Genomic DNA, 21954 nt, shown 5'->3' with positions numbered 1-21954 from the left:
GAGATGTATGTGCGGCCGCTAAAATCATCATGTGAGAGCGAATAGCAGCATTATGGCACCGCGTTAGCAAATGGGGGAGTAGTGTTTCCCTGTTGCCCCTTGCTTTTCATGCACTCAGTCCACCTCCCGCTGCCTTTGCTGGCCACTGCCAGCCTTGCTTTTCCCGCTTGCCACGACAAAAACAAATACGAGCCAGCGTCCAAGGCGCCACCGAAGGAAACGACGCTTAATCGATCATTCTACTTTGCCGCGTTGAGGTAAGGGGTAAGAGGGACGATGATCAATCGCGTGTCGAACGGCAGCTGTCGGACAGTGCATAGTCGAGGGTTGCTGGAGGTTTACTTTTCCTAGGCACTGCCTCGGGCACGGATCGACAGGATGCCCTTAACAGAAGACAGACTTTGGGCTACGCTTGGCAAGGCTGCAACTGCCACATGCCCTGCGCGGCTATGGCCAATAAAAACCTAAGACCCAAACTTCATGCTCACAGCCATTGCGCGGCGGGCTTGTGCCATCGTTCTGGCAAACACATTACGTAGCACCTCTACACCCTACAACCAGCATATGTATGCTGATCTTGACCAAGCTAAATGCCTGTTTACCCGACTAAAAAAGCGCGTGGCTTGGCCACCCACTCCAGAGAAGCCAATGTCCTTTTGGCAACTACACCCTTTTCGAGGGCTTTCCTGAGGCCGGGCGCAACTTCTTCGTCAACCTGCGCTACCAGTCGCGCTAGTATCGTTCAGTGTCTCCTGATCAGCAGTGGAGACAGAAACCTGTACGTCATTTCCAAGGGTTTTCGCAACAATCCCCCTTTTTTGCTATGAATGCACGCTTACGTTTAATCCTGCTGGCCGCCTGGGGGCAGGTGGCCAGCGTGCCCGCCTGGGCCCAGCTGCCGGTCAACTTCACCGTCAACACCGCCGCGGCCGGGCGCCGCCCCATCAGCCCGCTCATCTACGGCACCAACGAGCCGCTGAGCGACGCCGACCGCTACGGCTCCGTGCGCCAGGGCGGCAACCGCCTGACGGGCTATAACTGGGAAAACAACGCCTCGCACGCCGGTTCCGATTACTTCTACCAGAACGACAACTTCCTCTGCGGCGGCTTGCCCCGGGCCGGCGACTGCGACGTGGCGGGCAGCGCCATGTCCTACTTCTACACGGTGGCCAAGAGCAAGGGCCAGGCGGCGCTGGTGACGCTGCCGCTGGCTGGCTACGTAGCCGCTGACAAATCCGGCACCACGGTCACCACCAGCCAAGTAGCCCCTTCCTCCCGCTGGCGGCAAGTTGTGTTCAGCAAAGGCAGCCCGTTCTCGTTGGCCCCGAATCTGACCGACAACTTCGTGTACGTGGACGAGGAGGTGAATTTCCTGGTGAACCAGCACGGCACCACCGCCAACGGCGGCATTGCCGGGTATTTTCTGGATAACGAGCCCGGGTTGTGGCCGGAAACCCACGGCCGCATTCACCCTGCCAAGCCCACGATGCGGGAGTACATCATGAAGTCGCGCGACGCGGCGCTGGCCGTGAAGGCCGTGGACCCGTCCGCCGAGCTCTACGGCGGCGTGTTCTACGGGTTCGGGGATTACTTCAGCCTGCAGGACGCGCCGGACTACAACGACTCGATCGGCAACCGGTTCAACAACCCCTACGCCTGGTTTGTGGATTGCTACCTGCGCAACATGCGCCGGGCCTCCAACGCCGCCGGCCGCCGCCTGCTCGACGTGCTCGACGTGCACTGGTACCCCGAAGCCATCGGCGACAACCGCATCACCGAGCCCTACGCCAACACCGCCGCCGACCGGCAGGCGCGGATGCAGGCCCCGCGCACGCTCTGGGACGCCACCTACCAGGAAAACAGCTGGCTGGGCAACGAGCCCTTCTTCCGGCTCAACTACCTGCCCATCATCCCCCGGCTGCAGCGGTCGATTGACGACTTCTACCCCGGAACGAAGCTCAGCATCTCGGAATACGCCTACGGCGGCAACAACGACATCTCGGGGGGCATCGCGCACGCCGACGCGCTGGGCATCTTCGGCAAGTACGGCGTGCACAACGCCAACTGGTGGAAGGTCTTTGACCCCAACAACCCCAACGCCCCCGCCACTTACGTCTCGGCGGGCTTCCGCCTCTACACCAACTTCGACGGGCAGGGCAGCGCGTTCGGCAATACAGCCGTTACGGCTACCACGTCCAACGTCACGAACACCTCCATTTACGCCGCCATCACCGGCGGCAATGAGGGACGCCTGACGTTGGTAGTGCTCAACAAAAGCAACCAGGCCGTGCAGGGCTCTTTCACGCTCACCAGCGGAGTGACGTACACGGCGGGCGCGGCCTGGGGTTTCGACCAGAACAGCGCGGCGCTGAGCAGCCGGCCGGCCGTAACGGGTCTTGGCAACAACCGGTTCAGCTACACCGTGCCGGCCCTCTCGGCCACCATTCTCGTGCTGACGGCCGCCACGCCGCTGCCGGTGGTGCTGAGCACTTTCGACGGGCGCCAAGCGGAGGGGCAGCACCTGCTGCGCTGGACCACCGCCAGCGAGTTAGACGCAGCCTACTTCGAGGTGCAGCGCCGCGGCGAGAGAGAGCCGGTTTTTCGCCCGCTAGGACAGGTGCCCGCCAGCAACGGATCGGCCCCCCAACGCTACAGCTTCCGCGACGTGGCGCCCCTGGCGGGCACCAACTACTACCGCCTGCATCTAGTGGACCGCGACGGCACCGGTACCACGTCCGGGATTGTGGCCCTGCGCGCCGAGGCCGCTTTCACGGTGGAGGCCTTCCCCAACCCCTTGCCCGCCGGCAGAGCCCTGCGCTTGCAGCTGCGGGGTACACCACCGGCCGGTGCGCAGCTGCGCGTGGTAAATGCGCTGGGGCAGGAGCTGCTGCGGAGGCCGTTGGGCTCAGCCGACGAAGCTACGTCGCTGGTGCCTGAGGCCGCGGCGTGGCCGGCGGGCGTGTACGTGGTCGAAGTAAGCGGGCCGCACGGCCATGTCCAGCGCCGGCGCCTGCTGCACCATTAACTACGGGTGGCTATGGCTTACATCTCAGTTCGGCGACGCGGTAGCTTACCGCCCCCGCTGAGTCGTTGGCTTCTGCTCCCACGCCCTTGCCCGTGCTGCGCGTGGCTACCACACAGCGCGCGGCGGCAACTGCTACCGCTCATGCCTGAAGCCAGGCTACACAGCGTTTCCTTCGAATTTTGTTTTTTCAAAATAGAGCGTATGATACATCACTTTACGTCCCCCAGCAGGTGGGCAGCACCACCCTTGCCCGATCCATCCATTGGCAACGTGCCTGCCAATGCACGCGACACATCGCCTGAGCGGGACAAGCAGTCATCGGATCCGTGGCGTATCGGTTGGGCGGGGGCGGCCCTGTTGCTCCTGACCACTGGTACGGCCGCAGCTCAAACCTTTCCAGTCTTGGACGTTTCGCCGGCGCGCAACGCCCGGGCAGCGGCCGTCAACACGAACGTGGCCGTGACCTTCGGGCAGGCGCCGATGGCAGCCTCGGCGGGCAACATCGTGCTGCACTCGGGCCAGCGCGGGGGCAAGAAGGCGGCCGCGGCTACGGTCAGCGGCAGCACCGTCACGCTCAACCCCAGCACCGACTTTGCCCCGGGCGAAACCGTCACGGCCATCGTCCCTGCCTCGGTACAGGCCGCCCAGGGCGCCCAGGCACGCAAGCAGGTGTTTCAGTTTACGACCGCCGCATCCGGCGGGCACGCGCACTTCAGCGGCACCGGCGAACTGCCGGTAGGTGCCCGTCCTGAAGGCCTGTGCACGGCCGATTTCAACGAGGACGGCAACATAGACCTGGTAACAGCCTGCTACGAAGGAGGCCTGGCCGGCCAAGGCGCTCTGAGCCTGGCGCTCGGCAATGGCAATGGCACGTTCCAGACCCCGCAGACCCTGGTGCTGAACGTTGGCCCCCCTGTAGCAGGCCCCAGGGGGCCCAGCGGCGTTACCGCGGCCGACGTCAACAACGACGGCAAGCTGGACCTGGTGTTTACCTGCGCGTCCATTGATGAAGTGGCCGTAGCCCTGGGCAACGGCAATGGCACCTTCCAGGCGTTTGCCAGCCAGCCGGCAGGGCTTAACCCGGTAGGGGTAGTTGCCGCCGACCTGAACGCCGACGGCAACCTCGACCTGCTGGTGGGCAGCGCCTTCGGCAACTGGGTAGAGGTACTGCTGGGCACCGGCACCGGCACGTTCCAACCGGGTACCCGGGTAGCCGTGGACGACAACCCATACACGCTGGCCGTGGCCGACGTCAACCACGACGGATACCTGGATTTCGCCTGCGCCAGCTGGACGATGACAACCGGGCAGCTCTCGGGCAACCTGGCCTTAGGCAACGGCAACGGCACTTTTCAGGCTAGTACCCGCTTGAGCCTGGCTCCTTCATCCTGGACCCTGGCGCTGGCCGATGTAACCGGCGACGGCAACGTAGACGTGCTGGGCATAAGCAACGCGACTGGGGGCAGCAACCTGCAAGTGCTGCGGGGCAACGGCAACGGCACCTTCCAAACGGCGGTGGACTATCCTCTGGGCACGACGGCAATCGATGGGGTAACGGCCGCCGATGTGGACGGCGACGGTGACCTGGATGTGCTGGCCGCCGGAGGCGGCGCTACCGGTACCGTGAGTACCTTACGCAACAACGGCAACGGGACTTTCCTGGCCCCGCGCCTTACCACCGTGGGCGCCTTCCCCGTTCAGGTAGTCGCTACGGACTTCGACAACGACGGCGACCTGGACTTCGCAACCAGCAATGGCCGGGTAAGCCCCACCGCCGGCAACACCCTGAGCGTGCGCCTGAACACGGCGGCCGTGGCCCTCACCAGCTTCACGCCAACCAGCGGGCCGGTGGGTACGCCGGTCACGCTGACGGGCACGGGCTTCACCGGCGCCACCCGCGTCGCCTTAAACGGCACGGCCGCCAGCCAGTTCACGGTGGTTTCGGCCACGCAGATCACGGCCACCGTGCCGGCCGGCGCCACTTCCGGCGCCATTGCCGTCACCACGCCCGCCGGCTCGGCCACCAGCGGCACGGCCTTCGCCGTTACGGTTTCTGATCTTGTAGTGACCACGACGCAAGCTGTAGCAGGCGGCACGTACCGGAACATCACCATCACGAGCGCGGGCAATGCGACGCTTAGCGCCGACGTGACGGTGACCGGAAACCTGGAGGTAAACGCGGGCGCGACGCTCAATACCGGCTGCGCCCGCATTCTTGGATCGGGCAGCTTCACGCTGGCTGACGGCGCCACGCTGCAGGTGTGCGACCCGGATGGCATCAGCACCACGGGCGCTACCGGTGCGGTGCAGGTAAGCGGCACCCGCACGTTCAGCCCGGCGGCCGACTACGGCTTCAACGGCACCACCGCGCAGCGTACCGGCACGGGGCTGCCCGCTCAGGTCAACACCTTGCTCATCAACAACCCCGCCGGCGTGACCCTGAGCGCACCCACGGCCGTGACGAAGGTGCTTACCCTAAGCGGCCCGGGCGACCTGCTCCTCAACGGTCAGGCCCTGACGCTGCTTTCCTCCGCCACCGGCACGGCCCTGGTGGTCAATGCCGGTACGGGCCGGGTACAAGGCACGGCTACGGTGCAGCGCTACCTCGATGCCACGCTGCATGCCCCGGCGAGCTACCGCCACCTGGCCGCCCCGGTGCAGAACACGACCGTGGCCGACCTGGCCCTGGGCAGCCTCGTGCCACGGGTAAACCCCGACTACAACACCTCGGCTACCCCCAATGCCGTGCGGCCGTTCCCCACCGTGTTCAGCTACGACCAGGCCCGCGTGCTCACCAGCCCGGCCAGCGGATACAGCGCGTTCGACAAGGGCTGGCACTCGCCCGGCGCGGCCACGGAGGCGCTGCTCCCCGGCCGGGGCTACACCGTGCATCTGCCGGCCGGCCAGGCCGTCGATTTCGTGGGCCAGCTCACCACCGGCAACCAGGTGCTTGCCCTGTCCCAGGCCGCCAGCCCCGACGCGGGCTGGCACCTGCTGGGCAACCCCTACCCGGCCCCCGTCGACTGGAGCCGGGTGGCCACCTCCGACCGCCCCGGCCTGGACGCGGCCCTGTACGTGTATGAAAGCACCGGGCCCTATGCCGGGCGATACCGCAGCTACGTCAACGGCTTCGGCAACCCCGTCGTCCCCCTGGGACAGGCGTTCTTCGTGCGCGTGAATGCCGCTGCCACCTCCGCCACCCTTACGCTCCGCAACGAGCATCGCCTCACGTCCCCCGATGGAACAACCGTGCGGCGTGGCGGCCCCGACCTGAGGCCCCAGTTGCAGCTGACCCTGCACGGCAGCGGCCTGTCCGACGCGGCGTACGTGTACTTCGAGGCCGGTGCTTCGGCGGGCGTCGACCCGCAGTACGACGCGGTCAAGATTTTCAACAGCAGCGGCCTGAACGTGGCGGTGCTGGCCAGCGCTCTGCCGCTGGCCATTGCTGGCATGCCGCCGCTTGCGCAAACCGTCAGCCTGCCGCTGCAGGTGCAGGTAACAGGTACCGGCAGCTACGAGTTGGAGGCGACCCAATTGTTGAACCTGACCGGCACCAGTGTGTACCTGCTCGACGCGCAGACGGGCCAGCGGGTGAACCTGCGGCAGCAGCCGCGCTACGCCTTCCAGGTATCCGGCACGACTCCGTTGACCGGCCGCTTCACGCTGCTTTTCGGCAGTGTGACCAGCACCGCTCCGGGGCTGAGCGCCGCTGCGGTCAGCATATTCCCCAATCCGGCCCACACGGGCTTCTCGCTTCAATTGCCGCCCCTTAGCGGAAAGGCGCAAGTCCGGGTAGTGCTTTGCAATGCCTTGGGACAAGAAGTACGTGCGCTGGACCTGCTGGCATCGACCACCGGTACGCGTGCCCACATCGACGTGCGCGCACTGGCCGCAGGCGTGTACGTGCTGCGGGTGCAGGCCGGTGCAACGGCGGTCATCAAGCGCATTGTCGTGGAGTAAGCCGCATCCTTCTCCTAGGCAACCGTTGGCTATTACTTTGTACCGAACAGCTCGAATGCGCATCCTCATGTAACTCATCGGCAAGCGGTTGTTTATAGCCAATGCACTCCGTGCACGTTTAGCGCTGGCTACTAACTGCCCTCAGCACACGCGAGCCTGGTGACGAGTGCAACCTGCTGCAGGAGCTGACTATTCGCATCCGGACGCAATTGGTGAGGTCATACGCGCCGAAGGCACCCACGCACACCGAAAAAAAGCCTCCAGATTACTATCGCAGGGAACGAGTTGAGCACATGGAAGGGGGGATGACTATAAACCACGGACACTGCCGCCGCTGCGGATTTGCCCCTGTTAGTCAAGCAGCGGGTGCAGGACTGGTGCTCACTGCGAATTTTACTCGCTACGTGCGCTTAGCCGTACTGCCGCCGCTGTTTGCGGCGACAGTACGGCTGAATGCCCGGGCCGCGGCCTGCGACTCTTTTTTCTCACGGGTGCATTTTGCACTCACGCAAGTTTCTCTGACATTCTCATTTTAATTTCCGCCATGAACGTCTTGATAAAGAGCAAAAGACCAGTAGTTTTCCGCAGACTTACTCCGCTCGATTACGACCGTTTAATTAGCCATCTAGAAAGCTGGATCAGCTCAAAAGAAGAACGTTTCGGGCCTCATGAATTTGACTATACATCTATCAAAGATTTCTATGCAATAAACGAGCATATAGGTTACATAGCCGCAGACGTAAACACGCAAAAAATTATTGCTTACTGCGTTGTGTGCCTTGGATACTCGGCCCATGGCGCACCTTGCCTGCGGGGAAATGGCTTGACCTTAAACCGCACCAAAAATTGGTTTCCTGGGTCTTCCGCAGCTATTTTCAAGCACAAACGGGGTGTTGGGGACGCACTGTTCCGTTTTGCTCTCACTGATTTGCAAGCGCACGAAACTACACCATTATTATTACAGGGTGGCACTCAGGAGAGCAGTGATAAAGCGGAAAGCTACTATAAGAAATATGGCTTCGAAACGCTAGGGTGTTTTGATTACGACAGACGAAAGTATCACATGATGCTTCGACTTCTCCAACCATAGCCGCGCGGTACTTTGCTACCGCACCACATGTCAGACTACCGCCAAAAAAAATCTGCCCACCGGTGTCCATGCAGGGTTGTTTATTTACCTGAAGGTAAAAATTCTGTCCCCAAAGATTAAATGAAGGCCGACAAGCATACTTTTATGACTGAACTTCAACGCCTGCTGAAAGCCTACGACGCGCATCGCGCTGAAGGGCGTGCCTGCGCCCTGGCCACGGTGGTAGAAGTGCTGGGCTCGGCCTACCGCCGCCCCGGTGCCCGCATGCTCATTACGGCCGACGGGTAGCTCACCGGTGCCATCAGCGGCGGCTGCCTCGAGGGCGACGCCCGTCAGCGCGCCCGCCAGGCAATTCAGCGCGGCCAGCCTGCCCTGGTCACCTATGACACCAGCGACGAGGAAGACCCGCGGCACGGCCTGGGCCCGGGCTGCCAGGGCATCGTTCGCATCTTGCTCGAGCCGTTGGACTTTCATGACGCTACAAACCCCTTGGAGCTGTTGCGCGGCTTTGCGCACCACCCCCGGCCGGCCGTGCTAGTCACCGTCTTTAGTGCGACCGACAGCAACGCTGCGGCGTTGGGTAAGCGCTGGCTGCTTACAGCAGAAAACCGGTGGTTAACGACTGCAACAGCTGGAAGTACGCCTCCCCCGCAGCTTCCGACCGACGCCCTTGCAGTCTTGGCTAACGGGCACTCGTTAACGTGTGACTACGCCACGGCAGCCGGCCCGGCCCGGGCGTTCCTGGAAGTGCTACGGCCAGCGTTGCGCCTTACTGTCTTTGGGGCCGGCGATGACGCTCAACCCCTGGTGCGCTTAGCCGCTTCGCTGGGCTGGCGGGTACAGGTCATCCATAGCCGCCCGGCCCAGGCGCAGGCAGGCCATTTTCCAGAAGCCGAAGCCGTGCGCGTGCTGCCCGTAGCCGAACTGCCTAGCCTGCCGTCGGACGACGCCTACGCGGTGCTGCTAAGCCACAATTATGCCTACGATCTAGCCGCGCTGCAGTACCTGCAAGGCACTGCCACGCCGTACATCGGCTTACTGGGGCCACGCACCAAAGCTCGGCGCATGCTCGAAGACTTGGCGGAGTGGCTGCCTGAAGCCACAGCCCGGCTCCGGGACCGTTTGTACAGCCCCGTGGGCCTGGACCTGGGGGCGGAAACCCCCGAGGAAGTGGCCCTTTCCATCGTAGCCGAAATCCAGGCCGTAGCCAGCGGCCACCCCGCCGGCTTCCTGCGCGACAGCACCGGTGCCATTCACGAGCGCCCGGCCGCAGAGCCGCCAGCAGCGCTGGTTGGTGCCACCCGAATCAAGCCAGCCGAATAGATGTGTTTACTTTCTTACCGCCAAACTCATGGTAGCGGCTGACATTCTACCCGCCGGCGCCCTTAGCCCTGGCCTATCGACGACTTGGCAAAGCTGCTGCCCTACCCCACCAATATGACCATGTCTGTACCCGAAAGCGGCGCGACGCTCCGGCATGATTTACTGCTTGGTAGGGGGACGGGGCTGATTCGCTGATTTTCAATCAGCTGGGGCATGGCGGCTCATTTCCACCTTCAATGGTGTAAAACCGCACTTCATCGCCGTAAAAGTGCGCTAAGCGCTGATATTTAAACCCGCATTTTTCCAGCACGTGCTGCGAAGCGAAATTCTCCGGCTTGGTGATGGCTACAATCTGCCGCAGTCCCAACTCCTGGAAGCCGTAACGCAGGAGTGCTCGAGTCATTTCGGTGGCATAGCCACGGCCCCAGAACCCGGGAAAGAAGCGGTAGCCCACTTCCACGTGGCCCGACGCTTCCAAGGGCTTGAGCAAGTGAATGCCCACGAAGGTACCGGTGGTTTTCTCCACGACGGCCCAGCGGCCCAAACCGGGAAACTGCTCGTAGTTGTCGAGGATTTCCTGCAGGTACTGACGGGCGCCTTCATACGAGAGCGGCGCAACGATGTAGCGCATCACCTTGGGGTCGGAGTCGAGGCGATGGACGGCATCAAGATCGTCCGGGGTGAGGCGACGGAGGACGAGGCGGGTGGTTTCGAGCAACACGACGAGCAGAGTTTAAAGCGCAGCAAATTTATACAGGTCTACCAGGCCTTGTTCTGCGGCCTGCGAACTACGTCGTTGGGCACGGAGCAGTGGGGGTGGTCTAACGGACGCGGATAGGGAGCTAAGGTAGGTGATTCAGCAGGTCGGTTTCAAACTGGTGGGGCAAGCGGTAGCCGAGGGCGGAGTGGCGGCGGTCGAGGTTGAGGTAGGTGTCGAGGTAGTAGGCGACTTCGAGCCGGGCTTCTTGCAGGCTGGCAAAGACGCCGCCGTGGGGCAGCAGCTCGGTTTTGAGCGTGCTCCAGCCCGCCGCGGTTTGGGCATTGTTGTAGGGGTTGCTGGCCACGGCGCCGGCGGCAGCGATGCGCTGGCGACAGGCCAAGCTGGTGTACTGGCTGCCCCGGTCGGCATGGACAATCAGCCCCGAGGCGGGCTGGCGCAGCGTCAGCGCCTGCTCCAGGGCCGCGAGCACCAGCTCGGTGGGCATGTGCGCCTCCAGGTGCCAGCCGACCACGCGCCGCGAGCAGGCGTCGCGCCACGTGGCCAGGTAGCACCAGCGCCCGCCAGCGGTAGGTAGGTGACGAGACCCTACCCAGATCTGGTTGGGGCCAGTGGGCGCGGGCTGGCCCAGCAACCGGTTCTCGGCCACCACGGCCTCGGTGGCGCGCGGGCGGTGGGGACGGGTGCTGAGCGCCCGTTGCCCGCTGGCCCGCAGCCAGCCGCGTAGCTCGTAACGGCCCACCCGGTGGCCTTCCGCGCGCAGCTCCGCCCGCAGGCGGCGGGTGCCATAACGGCCGGCGTGGCGGGTAAAGGTCTGCTGGGCGGCGGGCTGCCAGGCCGGTGCCGGGGGTACCGGAGCCGCTTGCCATTGGTAGTACCCGCTGCGGCTCACGTCCAGCACCCGGCACAGGTCGCTGATCGTCCGGGCACCGGCTTGGGCGCTGATAAACTAATACTTGCTCACGGGTAAGGCTGCGCGAAGATGGTCACCGCTTTTTTTAAAATGTCGCGCTCGGTTTGCACGCGCTTGAGTTCGGCGCGCAGGCGCTTGCTTTCCTCGCGCCCCGGGCGCTGCTGGGCACGGCTTGCTCCAGGGCCGCGCGCTGCCAGCGCCCCAGCCGGGCAGGGGAAACTCCCTGGGCGCGGGCCATGTCGGATTGGCGCCCCGGCGGCCACCTGCCGGACGCACTCGGCTTTGAAGGCGGGCGTGTACTTCTTGCGAGCGACGGGCTGACCGTCAGTTGGCTTCATTTCGGGCATAGACAGCGGAAGGTAAGACAGCTACCTGTCCGTTCCGGCTAGACCATCCCAATCAGCGAAAACACCGAGGTGTAGCTCCGGCAGCGGCCTTACCAAGTCAGGGCATAACTCAAGCAACTGGAAATTTGTAACCTGCCGCTGTCGGCTCTGGCACTCAGCGCGAGGTTATATTTCCGACAGCATAAACAGAAATAAGATGATGGTGAAGCTCGCTCCTTTGCAATCTGAACACGTTGTCCACTTTTACTCCTGAGTCCGCGACCCCGACGTTATTGCGTATTCGCTGTCGGCTTTTCAGCAGATGAAGACCACGCAACAGATAGATCAATGGTTCACGGCCACCTTGCAGCAGTCCAACTGCCTCAATCTGGGCATCTACTTGGCGGCAACGAACGCGCTGATTGGCTACGCGGGCCTCTCGGGTATTTCCACCACCAACCAGTCAGGGGAATACTTCATTTTCATCGGCGAGAAAGCCTGCTGGGGCCAGGGCCTGGGCACGGCGGTGACCAAGCAGGTCGTGCGCATCGGCTTCACCAGCCTACGGCTCAATCGGATTATGCTCACGGTCTCGGAAACGAATACGGGCGGCCTGAAGGCCTACGCCAAAGCTGGCTTCGTCGTGGAAGGGCGCTTGCGCCAAGCGTGCTGCCGGCAAGGGCTGTTCCACGACAAAATCGTGATGTCGATACTCAAAGCCGAGTGGCAGCCAAGCGACGAACTCGGCGAAGGTGGAGACGGGGTGTACGCCCTGGGCCAGGGATAAGCCATAGTCTAAGCGGAGAACTGGGCCAAGTAACACCTGCTGACCGCTCCCTGGTCGCGACTAACTTACATCGGCCACCGCAACTACACCCGTCGGCTGTTTGCCCAAGTCTACCGGACAGGCGCTAGCGGGGAGGCGCCCCAGGGTGTATTACGGCCCGACGGGCATGCCAGCAGCGGTGTAGCCGCAGCCCTAACCAGGGGGTACACAACGCTGCCACCCCGCTCACGGCCACGTGCACCGCCCGGAGCGGATGCACGGTGTGGCCATCCCACAGGCCGCATAGCCAAGACATCCCCAGCAAGTACAGCCCAGACACCACCAGCGCCTGCGTACCGCTGCGCACCCGTCGGCGCAGCACCTGGCTGGCTTCTGCGGCCGCTACGGCGAGCAGCACCAGCAGGCCGTAGGTAAGCAGCATCGAGATGTTCCAGTTAAGGTCCGAGCGCGTTCCCCCGCGCAGGTAGTGGTTCAGGCACTTTCCCGCGGCGCCGCAACCATGATAAACCGCGCAAGAGAGAGCCGTGCGCCAGCCAACGTTCCACAACCCCATCAGAGCCTTGTCCGGTATTCTGTGCGGTGTCAGGTCTTCTACCTAGCCCGACACGCGGAGCACGGCCCGCACCGGCAGACGGTTCATTGAGCTAGTGCTTCGCCCACTTAATTTTTAGGACGCGGTTGTAATTTAGCGCATGGCAACGTCTACTCTTCTTACGCTGTCGGCTGCCGAGCAAGCGCAGCTGCAACAACTGGTGCACAAAGGCGCCGCCCCGGCCCGGCTACTGTACCGGGCCTGCATCCTGCAGTTCAGTCACCAGGGCCACGAGGCACCGGCCATCGCGGCCTTGTTGGTCGTGAGCCGGGCCACGGTTGACAACGTGCGCCGCCGCTACCGGGAGCAGGGCCTGCCTGAGAAGCCCCGTAGCGGCCAGCCGCGCAAGGTCACGCCCGCCGTTGAGGCCGCCATCCCGTCGCTGGCTTGCACCAACGCGCCCGACGGGGCCGCCCGCTGAAGCATCCGCCTGCTGCGCGGAAGCCTGAAGTTGGGCGTGGCCGTGGGCCAGGAGTCGGTGCGCCAGGTGTTAAAAAAAGCTGGCTCAAGCCCTGGCTGCAGAAGCAGTGGTGCTTGAGCCAGCTGGACGGGGAATGCCTGGCCAAGATGGAAGACGTGCTGGACCTGTACACTCAGCCCGCCCCGTCCGGGCGCGCCTGTGCTTCGACGAGCGGCCTTGCCAGCTGCTGGGCGACAAGCTGGCCGCCTTGCCCGCCCGGCCTGGGCAGGTGGCGAAGCAGAACCACGAGTACGTGCGCCAGGGCACGGCCGTGGTGCTGCTGGCCTACGACCTGGACACGGGCCAGCGCTACGCGCAGGTGCGTGCGCGCCGCACCGAAGCCGATTATGCCGCGTTCGTGCACTGGCTCGTCACCACCCACTACGCCGACGCAGCGCGGATCGAGCTGGTGCAGGACAACCTGAACACGCACGCCTACGGCTCGTTTTACGAGCACCTGCCAGCGGCGCAGGCCCGGGACCTGAGCCGGCAGGTGCGCCTCCACTTCACGCCCAAACACGGCTCGTGGCTGAACATGGCCGAGCTGGAGTTCTCGGCCCTGGCCCGGCAGTGCCTGGATCGGCGCATCGCCTCCATCGACGCACTCGCCGAACAGGTCCAGACCTGGGTCACCGAGCGCAACCGCCGGGCGGCCAAAATCCACTGGAGCTTTACCGTCCAGAGCGCCGAAGACAAAATGAAGCACTGGTACGCCAAAGCGAACCCCGCCAACAAGGCCGAGCCCGACGACGAATCAGCCTAGGAATTATATGGGCGAAGGACTAGCTGCGCGGTAAAAGCCATGCCTCTACACGCAACGAGACTGGCAGTTGAGGCCCGCGTCCATACGTACGTAAGGTTGATACGGACCGGCGGCGCATTGAACCAGTACTAAACCAGCCGGTGGATAAGTTTTATTGGTACTCGTAGCTTATCGTTTGTGGCGCTTGGGCCAAGCTAGTGATGATGGTTTTTTTAATCACCAAGCCAGCCTGATCATAGGTTAGGGTCCATTGGCTCTCTAAGGTTCTCCCACCTGCCTCGCGCGTCACTGCTTTGGTAGGGTTGAACTTTTGATACACGATACGAGGGTCGAAGTGAGGGTAGGAGATTAACAAATTATCAGGATTCGGGTGGTTGTCGAACCCTGAATACTCCGTACTCATGACCTCTTGAAACGCTGTTTGATTGGCGCCCTTTTCGGCGAAAGATTCACGAACCAGATTTCCCGCCGCGTCATAAAAAAAGGACTTCCGTGTCAATCGGCTTCCCCCACTCGCGGACGAAGTAGGGGTAATTAGCAGCTCCGCTAGGCGTCCATTCGAGAACACATAATTCCTGACCACCACCAGTTGTCCTTGCCGGTCAAACTCTTCTGTTTTTTGCAGTTCCCCGTTACTGCTGTAATAATATTTGTACGAAAGCCCAAGAGAAGTGGTGGCGCTGGCAGGATTGCCGTTGGCATCGTAGTTGAACCGGTAAGTTTCTACTTCGGAAGTGGGCGTGGGACCCGCGCTTTTCCAGTGGAAAGCCAGCGTTTGCAACCTACCCCGGTCATCGTATTCCATTAATCTGTATTCATCAGCGCTCCAGCTTACTTTTTTCAGGACCGGGTCTACTTCTGGCCTCGAGGGCGTTGCTTCGTTACGTTGGCAGGCGAGCAGGCCGAAGCCTAGCAGCAATACGGTTGAAAAGGTTCTGATTTGCATGTCTGGAGTACTTGGAACAACAACAAGGAGCTGGCGTATCAGCATGCCTACTCATCGATTGAAGGACTCCAACCTTGGGTAGTACGGTTGCACTAACCACTTGATATATTATTTTATGTTCATGGCGGCTTCAACCAGACATGCGCTTGCTCCTTGATGTGAACAGCTGACAATCATTATTTTATCCATAAAACAAAGAGTGCACTGCATACAAAAATTATTATAAATACGATCCTGCACTGTGCCGTTCATGCATCCTTTTTACCTGGTTGCTCACTGCCCCGCTTGCACAAGATTTGGCAGCACGGGCCCTGCCATACCGTGTGGTTAATGCCGCTTGTGCCCGTTGTCGTGCTAGCCAAGGCGCAACAACGCACCCGCCGGCATTCCGAAGAACGCAGCGCCGATCCGCACCGGTGAAACAGGTGGCGCGTGCTAAAGGCGAGACGGCAGGTCATATCCTGGGTACGCGTGGAAGAAAGCCTGCCGCGAAGAACGGGAGGTGGCGAAAAACCGCGGCATGTAATTTTTTTCCTAGGGGCGTAGCGTTTGACAAAGGGTTGTCGCAAGGTGCCGGTACGTTTGGCCGTTCACCTTCCGCTCACTCCCCTTGACGGCCACCCTGCTTTCCCCGCCGGCACCCGACTACCTGGAGCTCCACGGCGTGCGCACCAACAACCTGCAGAACGTATCGCTACGCATTCCGAAGCGGCAAATCACCGTGTTCACCGGCGTGTCGGGTTCGGGCAAGTCCTCGCTCGTGTTCGGCACCATCGCCGCCGAAGCCCAGCGGCAGCGGCACGAAACTTTCTCCCTGTTCGTGCGCAACCGGCTGCCGCCGCTCGATGCCCCCGACGCCGACCTGCTCGACCGGCTGTCCACGGCCATCGTGGTCGACCAGAAGCGGTTCGGCGGCGGGGCCCGCTCTACGCTGGGCACCATCACCGATACCTACGCCCTGCTGCGCTTGCTCTTCGCGCGGCTCGGGCAGCCCTACGTGGGCGGCTCCGCCGCCTTTTCCTTCAACGACCCGGCTGGCATGTGCCTGGCGTGCGGGGGACTGGGCGAGCAGGTGCGCGTCAACGCCGAGGCGCTGTTCGACCGCAGCAAGTCGCTTAACGAGGGAGCTATTCTGTTTCCGCCCTTCGCCGTGGGCACCTGGTACTGGAACACGTTCGCGCAGTCGGGGCTGTTCGAACTCGACAAGCCCCTGGCCGCGTACACCGCGGCCGAGTGGCAGCAGCTGCTCCACGGCAAAAACAAACGCGTAACCTACCTGACCATCGGCGGGCCCGTCACCGGCGACTACGAAGGCGTGGTTGACAAATTTACCCGCCTGTTCGTGCAAAAAGACCTGGACGGGGCAGCCGAGGCCAAGCGGGCCCAGGTGCTGCGCTTCGTGCACGCCGCGCCCTGCCCCAGCTGCCAAGGCTCCCGCCTCAACGAAGCCGCGCGGAGCTGCCGCTTGCACGGCCTCACCATTGCCGAATGCGCCGCCCTGGAAGTAGGGGCCCTGCGCCGCTTCCTGGCCGGCATCGCCGACCCGGTGGCCGCGCCCGTGGTGGCCGGCCTCGACCTGCGCCTGGGCCACCTGGAGCGCATGGGCCTGGACTACCTGCGCCTCGACCGGCCCACGGCCACGCTCTCGGGCGGCGAAGGGCAGCGGGTGAAGATGACCCGCCACCTGAGCAGCAACCTGGTGGATTTGCTTTACATCTTCGACGAACCCAGCGCGGGCCTGCACCCGCGCGACGTGCTGCGCCTCAACGAGCTGCTGCGGCGGCTCCGCGACCGGGGCAACACCGTGTTGGGGGTGGAGCACGACCGCGACGTTATCCTGCAGGCCGACCACGTGGTGGACGTGGGCCCGCGGGCCGGTCGCGGCGGCGGGCACATCGTCTACGAAGGTCCCGTGGCCGGGCTGCTGCGGGCCGACACGCTCACCGGCCACCACTTGCGGCGGCTGCCCCGCCTCAACACCGCTCCCCGCCAGCCCACCGGGCAGTGGCCCATTCGCGGCGCTGCCCTGCACAACCTGCGCCAGGTCAGCGTCGACGTGCCGGCCGGGGTGCTGGTGGTGGTGACGGGCGTGGCCGGCTCGGGCAAGTCTTCGCTTATCAACGGGGTGTTTCGCGCCCAGCAGCCCGGGGCCGTCGTCATCGACCGGCGGCCGGTGGGCGCCTCCAGCCGCTCCAACCCGGCCACCTACACCGGCGCCCTCGACGACATCCGCCGGCTGTTTGCCCGGGCCCATCAGGTCAGCGCCGCGCTGTTCAGCTTCAACTCCCGCGGGGCCTGCCCATTCTGCCAGGGCGCGGGCTTTCAGTACACGGGCCTGGCCTTTCTGGAGCCTGTGCGCACCACCTGCTCCGGCTGCCAGGGCCGCCGCTTCACGGCGGACGTGCTGCGCTATACCTGGCAGGGCAAGAACATCAGCGAGGTGCTGGCCCTGACGGTACGCGAGGTCCTTGAATTCTTTCCGCAGCCGGCGCTGCAGGCCCGGCTGCGGCCCCTGGCCGAAGTTGGGCTGGATTACCTGTCCCTGGGCCAGCCGCTGAGCACGCTTTCGGGCGGAGAGTGCCAACGCCTGAAAATCGCCCGCGAATTGCCTCGCCAAGGCAACCTCTACCTGCTTGACGAGCCCACCACCGGCCTGCACCTGGCCTATGTGGGCCTGCTGCTGGCCCTGCTCAACCGCTTGGTCGACCAAGGCAACTCGGTCGTCGTCATCGAGCACAACCCCGACGTCATTGCCGCCGCCGACCACATCATCGACCTCGGCCCGGAAGGCGGCACCCGGGGCGGGCAAGTAGTTTTTACAGGCCCGCCCGCGCAGCTGCTGGAAGCGCCGCATTCCCTGACCGGCGCTTACCTGCGCCAGGCACTGCGCAAGGCTGCCGCGCCGCCGGTGCCGGCAAGCGCCAAAACACCCCTCCTCGATTAGTCAGTCACTCCGCATTCTTTCTTTTCTCATGACGAAACCCTTGCAAGACAAAGTAGCCCTGGTGGCCGGGGCCACGCGCGGGGCCGGCCGCGGCATTGCCGTGGAGTTGGGCGCGGCCGGCGCCACCGTGTACGTGACCGGCCGCAGCACCCGCGGCCGCCGCTCGGAGTACGACCGGCCCGAGACCATCGAAGAAACGGCCGCGCTGGTGGATGCGGCCGGCGGCCGGGCCGTGCCCGTCGTCGTCGACCACCTGGAGCCGGCGCAGGTGCAGGCCCTGGTGCGGCAGATCGAGCACGAAACCGGCCGCCTCGACGTGCTGGTCAACGACATCTGGGGCGCCGAGCACCTGACCGAATGGAACAAGCCCGTGTGGGAACATTCCCTCGACAAAGGCCTGCGCTTGCTGCGCCTGGCCCTGGATACGCACCTCATCACCAGTCACTACGCGCTGCCGCTGCTCATCCGTCAGCCCGGCGGCCTGCTGGTGGAAATGACCGACGGAACGGCCGAGTACAACGCCGCCCACTACCGCTTATCGGCCTACTACGACCTGGCTAAAAACGCCGTCACCCGCCTGGCCTGGGCGCAAGCGCAGGAGCTGCGGCCCCACGGCGGCACGGCCATTTCCCTGACGCCGGGCTGGCTGCGTTCGGAAATGATGCTGGACCATTTCAAGGTGTCAGAAGCCAACTGGCGCAAGGCTGCCGCCGACGAGCCGCACTTCGTTATTTCCGAGTCGCCGCGCTTCGTGGGCCGGGCCGTGGCCGCGCTGGCGGCCGATGCCGACCGGGCCCGCTGGAACGGGCAATCCTTGTCGAGCGCCGGGCTGGCCCGGGTCTACGGCTTCACCGACCTGGACGGCTCCCAACCCGATGCTTGGCGCTACCTCCGCGAGGTGCAGGAGCCGGGCAAACCGGCCGATGCCACCGGGTACCGCTAAGCCGAAGCCCCCGTGCCGGGCGGAGCTGTGGGGGCTTCGTCCGGTACGGCGTGGTGGTGCCACGCCGTACCGGCCAGCTCCAGCACCGTCCGGCGCAGCTCCGCCGGCTCCACGATGGTAACCTGCGCGCCAAAGTACAGCAGCCAGTGCGCCAGGGGCCGCAACGCGGGCAGCAGCAGCGTCAGCTGCGCGCCCCCGTCCGCCAAGGGCTGCTCCTCGACGAGGCCGTAGTAGTGCTTGTCGTCGCGCACCAGCAGCAGGCCGGCGGCCGAAAAGCGCAGCACCACCCGGTGGCGGGGCGCGCGTTGTTGTTCGCGGTAGGTTTGCAGGGTGTCGGGCCGGGGGGCAAACCGCTCCGGGAGCAGCTCGGCGCCGGCGATGCGGTCCAGGCGGAAGGTGCGCAGCGCCTGGCGCAGGCGGCAGTAGGCCACCAGCTGCCAGTGCAAGTCGAAGTAGAGCCCGATGGGCTCTACCGCGCGGGCCGACGCAACCGCCCCGGCACCCGCCCGGTAGTCGAGGCGGACCACTTGCCGGTTGCTCACCCCGTTGAGCAGGGTTTGGCGGGTGTCGTGGTCCGCGGCCACCGGCTGGGGCCCTCCCTCGTGCCCCCGGTGGTGCACGGCGATGCGCGGCGTCAGGTCTTCTACGTAGGCCCGGTCGGCGCTGCGCAGCACGGCCCGCAGCTTGTCCATGGCCGCGCGGCCAAACCGGGCTGTCGGGGCATCGGTGAATTGCTCGGCCAGTTTTTCGGCCGTAATCAGGGCCGTCACTTCTTCGCGGGTAAACATCACGGGCGGCAAACGGTAGCCCTCGGCCAAGGAAAACCCGCCTCCGGGCACGCTCAGCAACGGCACCCCCGCCTCTTCCAGGGTCCGTAGGTCGCGGTAGATGGTGCGGGCGTGGACGGCGTACCGCTCGGCCAGGTCCTGTACCCGCACCGACCGCCGCGACTGTACCTGGAGGAGGATGGCGGTGATGCGGTTCAGGCGGTTCATGGCAGGGCGCGTTTGGGCGGGGCAACAACTTTTTTTCGGCAATTACGACCCTGCGTCGTCACAATCCTGTGTTCGTCAACTTCTAACTTTTTTCAACCCATGTCAAAATTCCTGCAGCTCGCTTTCTTCCCCTTCAGCGCCAATGCCGGCTTGCTGCTGCTGCGCCTCTGGTTCGGTCTCTCGATGCTGGTCCTGCACGGCATTCCCAAGCTGGTAAACTTCTCCACGTACGCGCAGGCCTTCGTCGATTTTCTGGGCATCGGCCCGGCAGCTAGCCTGGTCCTGGCCATCGTGGGCGAGGTGGGGTGTGCGCTGTTGCTGGTGGCGGGCCTGTTTACGCGCCTCGCGGCTTTGGGCGCGGCCATCACCATGGCCGTGGCCTTCTTCATGGCCCACGGCGGGGCGCTTTCTGGCGACAACAGCGGCGAAATGGCCTTCCTGTACCTCGGGGCCTACCTCGTGCTCTATGTCACGGGCGCGGGCCGTTACGCCATCGATGCGTACCTGCACCCCAAGCCGGAGGCGCTTGACGGGATGTACCAACCGCGTCCGTAGCCGCTAACGCGCGTAACAGAAGCCGCGTGCAGCAACGTGGTTTTCGTGCGCTCCCGCGGGCCCGGGTGCTTAGAGGCAGATAATCGCCGGGGGGTGTTGCGCCTGCTCCAAGAACTCGCGCAGCACCCAGGCCGAGGGCAGTTTCAGGTACCCCGTGGTGGTGCCGTCGCTGCACCCGTACCATCGCCGCGCCGCCACTTCCTCGTCCACCACTACTTGCACTTGGCGCTCCGGGTCGAGCAGCACGCCAAAGACCGTGGCGGCCCCGACAGTGGTGCCCAGCCGGGCGTGAAGCGCATCGGCCGGGGCAAACGATAGCCGCGCCACGCCGAGGGCGCGGCTCACCGCTTTCGTGTCGAAGGGTTTGTCAGCGGTGGTGACCAGCAGGTAAAACGCGGTCTGCTGCCGGTTGCACAGCAGCAGTGTTTTGACCATCTCCACCCCGAGCTGCTCGTTGATGAGCCGACAGTCGGCCATCGAAATGGCCTCGTCGGTATCGACTCGCTCGAAGGCAACGCCGGCGGCCTGCAGGTGGGCATACACCCGCGCCTGCAAAGGCGTGGCAAAGCGGGCTGGGGCCGTCGTTTGAATGTCGCTGACGTAAAACATGACTAGGCGGTTGGTGAAAAAACGTTTGCAAAGCTTACTCGCCGGCCGCAAGCGGAGCCGTTCGTTTTGCGGTTTGCGTGGCGCCCACGCTGGCGGCCACGATGCAGGCCACGGCCAGCCACTGCCCGGCGGTCAGCTGCTCGTGCAACAGCAGCCCGCCGGATAACGCCGCCGCCACGGGCTCTAGGCTCATCAGGATGCTGAACGTGCGCGTGGGCATCGTCCGCAGCGCGTGCAGCTCCAGGGAAAACGGCAGGACGCTGGAAAACAGCGCCAGCAGCGCCCCGAGCAGCAGCAGGTGCGGGTTGACGAGGGAAAATCCGCCGCTGGCCACGCCGACCGGCAGCACCGGCAACAAAGCCACGAGCATCCCGACGGCGACTCCCTGCTGGCCCGGCAGCACCGCCGCCGTGCGCCGGCTCAGCACGATGTACGTCGCCCAGCAGCCGCCGGCGGCCAAGGCAAATACCAGCCCCAGCCCATCGATGCCGTGGTGGCTCCACAGGGCAATCAGGCAGATGCCCGCCCCGGCCAGCACGGCCCAGGCCACATCCATCCACCGGCGCGCCCCAGCCAGGGCCAGGCCCAGCGGACCGATGAATTCCACCGTAACGGCCAGGCCCAAGGGTACGCGCGACAAGGCACAGTAGAACAGCAGGTTCATCAGCCCCAACGCCAGGCCGTAAGGCACCACCGCACGCCACTGCGCCGGCCGCATACGCCCCAGGCGCGGCCGTACCACGACAAGCAGCACCAGCGCCGACAAGCCGATGCGCAGGCTGGCGGTGGTGGCCGCCCCCAGCAGCGGGAACAAACCTTTGGCCAGGGCTGCGCCGGCCTGCACGCTGACGATGGAGAGCAGCACGGCCGGCAATGCGGGCAGGGAAACAGCAGGCGTTTTCGTCATAGCAACCGCCCCGCGGCGGAAAAGCAGGCCGCCCGAAGCCATGCAAAAGTCGGGGCATGCGGGGAGTGCGTACAGTACCAATTTCTCAACTTTGCACG

The 21954-nt window shown here is 64.2% G+C and carries 16 protein-coding genes and 2 pseudogenes; 11 read left to right on the top strand and 7 right to left on the bottom strand.

Annotated elements, in window-relative coordinates; all coding sequences use genetic code 11:
- Window positions 1-823 precede the first annotated feature (823 nt).
- The 5 genes and pseudogenes from ACE191_RS21615 (at window position 824) to ACE191_RS21595 (ending at window position 9398) form a co-directional block, all read left to right on the top strand.
- Window positions 824-3025: a glycoside hydrolase family 44 protein gene (locus tag ACE191_RS21615; RefSeq protein WP_400194334.1), complete on the top strand. Its 2202-nt coding sequence runs from the start codon at window positions 824-826 to the stop codon at window positions 3023-3025.
- Between the two features lie 402 nt (window positions 3026-3427).
- On the top strand, window positions 3428-6985 hold the full coding sequence (locus ACE191_RS21610) for an FG-GAP-like repeat-containing protein (RefSeq protein ID WP_400194333.1): 3558 nt from the start codon (window positions 3428-3430) through the stop codon (window positions 6983-6985).
- Window positions 6986-7529: 544 nt separating this feature from the next.
- On the top strand, window positions 7530-8075 hold the full coding sequence (locus ACE191_RS21605) for a hypothetical protein (protein WP_400194332.1): 546 nt from the start codon (window positions 7530-7532) through the stop codon (window positions 8073-8075).
- Window positions 8076-8195: 120 nt separating this feature from the next.
- Window positions 8196-8450 (top strand): annotated as a pseudogene (locus ACE191_RS21600) (XdhC family protein); the annotation flags it as partial.
- Between the two features lie 156 nt (window positions 8451-8606).
- Window positions 8607-9398: an XdhC family protein gene (locus ACE191_RS21595; protein WP_400194352.1), complete on the top strand. Its 792-nt coding sequence runs from the start codon at window positions 8607-8609 to the stop codon at window positions 9396-9398.
- A gap of 202 nt (window positions 9399-9600) precedes the next feature.
- Here ACE191_RS21595 and ACE191_RS21590 read toward each other — a convergent pair whose 3' ends face one another.
- The 3 genes from ACE191_RS21590 to ACE191_RS21580 all read right to left on the bottom strand — a co-directional run bounded on the left by ACE191_RS21590 (window position 9601) and on the right by ACE191_RS21580 (window position 11376).
- The gene (locus ACE191_RS21590; RefSeq protein ID WP_400194331.1) at window positions 9601-10119 is read right to left on the bottom strand and encodes a GNAT family N-acetyltransferase; all 519 of its coding nucleotides are present in this window, start codon (window positions 10117-10119) and stop codon (window positions 9601-9603) included.
- 121 nt (window positions 10120-10240) lie between these two features.
- Window positions 10241-11062, bottom strand: coding sequence for an IS3 family transposase (locus tag ACE191_RS21585; protein WP_400194351.1), 822 nt, complete (start codon window positions 11060-11062; stop codon window positions 10241-10243).
- Between the two features lie 14 nt (window positions 11063-11076).
- The gene (locus ACE191_RS21580) at window positions 11077-11376 is read right to left on the bottom strand and encodes a transposase (RefSeq protein ID WP_400194330.1); all 300 of its coding nucleotides are present in this window, start codon (window positions 11374-11376) and stop codon (window positions 11077-11079) included.
- A gap of 268 nt (window positions 11377-11644) precedes the next feature.
- Here ACE191_RS21580 and ACE191_RS21575 point away from each other — a divergent pair.
- From ACE191_RS21575 to ACE191_RS21565, 3 genes and pseudogenes are all read left to right on the top strand, one after another.
- A pseudogene (locus ACE191_RS21575) lies at window positions 11645-12142 on the top strand (GNAT family N-acetyltransferase); the annotation flags it as partial.
- Between the two features lie 692 nt (window positions 12143-12834).
- Entirely contained in the window at window positions 12835-13155 is a 321-nt protein-coding gene (locus ACE191_RS21570; protein WP_400194329.1) for a transposase, read from the top strand.
- Window positions 13156-13288: 133 nt separating this feature from the next.
- The gene (locus tag ACE191_RS21565; RefSeq protein WP_400194328.1) at window positions 13289-13957 is read left to right on the top strand and encodes an IS630 family transposase; all 669 of its coding nucleotides are present in this window, start codon (window positions 13289-13291) and stop codon (window positions 13955-13957) included.
- Window positions 13958-14108: 151 nt separating this feature from the next.
- Here the strand turns inward: ACE191_RS21565 and ACE191_RS21560 are convergent, their stop codons facing one another.
- Window positions 14109-14903 carry a hypothetical protein gene (locus ACE191_RS21560; RefSeq protein ID WP_400194327.1) on the bottom strand — a complete coding sequence of 265 codons (795 nt, stop codon included), beginning with the start codon at window positions 14901-14903 and terminating at the stop codon, window positions 14109-14111.
- A gap of 610 nt (window positions 14904-15513) precedes the next feature.
- Between ACE191_RS21560 and ACE191_RS21555 the strand changes: the two genes are divergently transcribed.
- Together ACE191_RS21555 and ACE191_RS21550 are read left to right on the top strand one after the other, a co-directional pair.
- Window positions 15514-17847, top strand: a complete 2334-nt coding sequence (locus ACE191_RS21555; protein WP_400194326.1) for an ATP-binding cassette domain-containing protein — start codon at window positions 15514-15516, stop codon at window positions 17845-17847.
- A gap of 28 nt (window positions 17848-17875) precedes the next feature.
- Window positions 17876-18790 carry an SDR family oxidoreductase gene (locus ACE191_RS21550; protein ID WP_400194325.1) on the top strand — a complete coding sequence of 305 codons (915 nt, stop codon included), beginning with the start codon at window positions 17876-17878 and terminating at the stop codon, window positions 18788-18790.
- On the opposite strand, the gene ACE191_RS21545 is transcribed toward ACE191_RS21550, so the two are convergent.
- Complete coding sequence (locus tag ACE191_RS21545; protein WP_400194324.1) at window positions 18787-19785, bottom strand: helix-turn-helix transcriptional regulator; 999 nt, start codon at window positions 19783-19785, stop codon at window positions 18787-18789. The two genes, ACE191_RS21550 and ACE191_RS21545, sit on opposite strands and share 4 nt — an antisense overlap.
- 99 nt (window positions 19786-19884) lie before the next feature.
- Here ACE191_RS21545 and ACE191_RS21540 point away from each other — a divergent pair, with 99 nt between their 5' ends.
- Complete coding sequence (locus ACE191_RS21540) at window positions 19885-20340, top strand: DoxX family protein (RefSeq protein WP_400194323.1); 456 nt, start codon at window positions 19885-19887, stop codon at window positions 20338-20340.
- 69 nt (window positions 20341-20409) lie between these two features.
- Here ACE191_RS21540 and ACE191_RS21535 read toward each other — a convergent pair whose 3' ends face one another.
- Window positions 20410-20949 (bottom strand): YbaK/EbsC family protein, encoded by a 540-nt coding sequence (locus ACE191_RS21535; RefSeq protein ID WP_400194322.1) that lies wholly within the window; start codon window positions 20947-20949, stop codon window positions 20410-20412.
- A gap of 34 nt (window positions 20950-20983) precedes the next feature.
- Window positions 20984-21856, bottom strand: a complete 873-nt coding sequence (locus ACE191_RS21530) for an EamA family transporter (RefSeq protein WP_400194321.1) — start codon at window positions 21854-21856, stop codon at window positions 20984-20986.
- Window positions 21857-21954: the final 98 nt, after the last annotated feature.

The organism is Hymenobacter sp. B81, from assembly GCF_044628455.1.
GTDB lineage: Bacteria > Bacteroidota > Bacteroidia > Cytophagales > Hymenobacteraceae > Solirubrum.
This window is presented reverse-complemented; position numbering and strand designations above follow the sequence as displayed.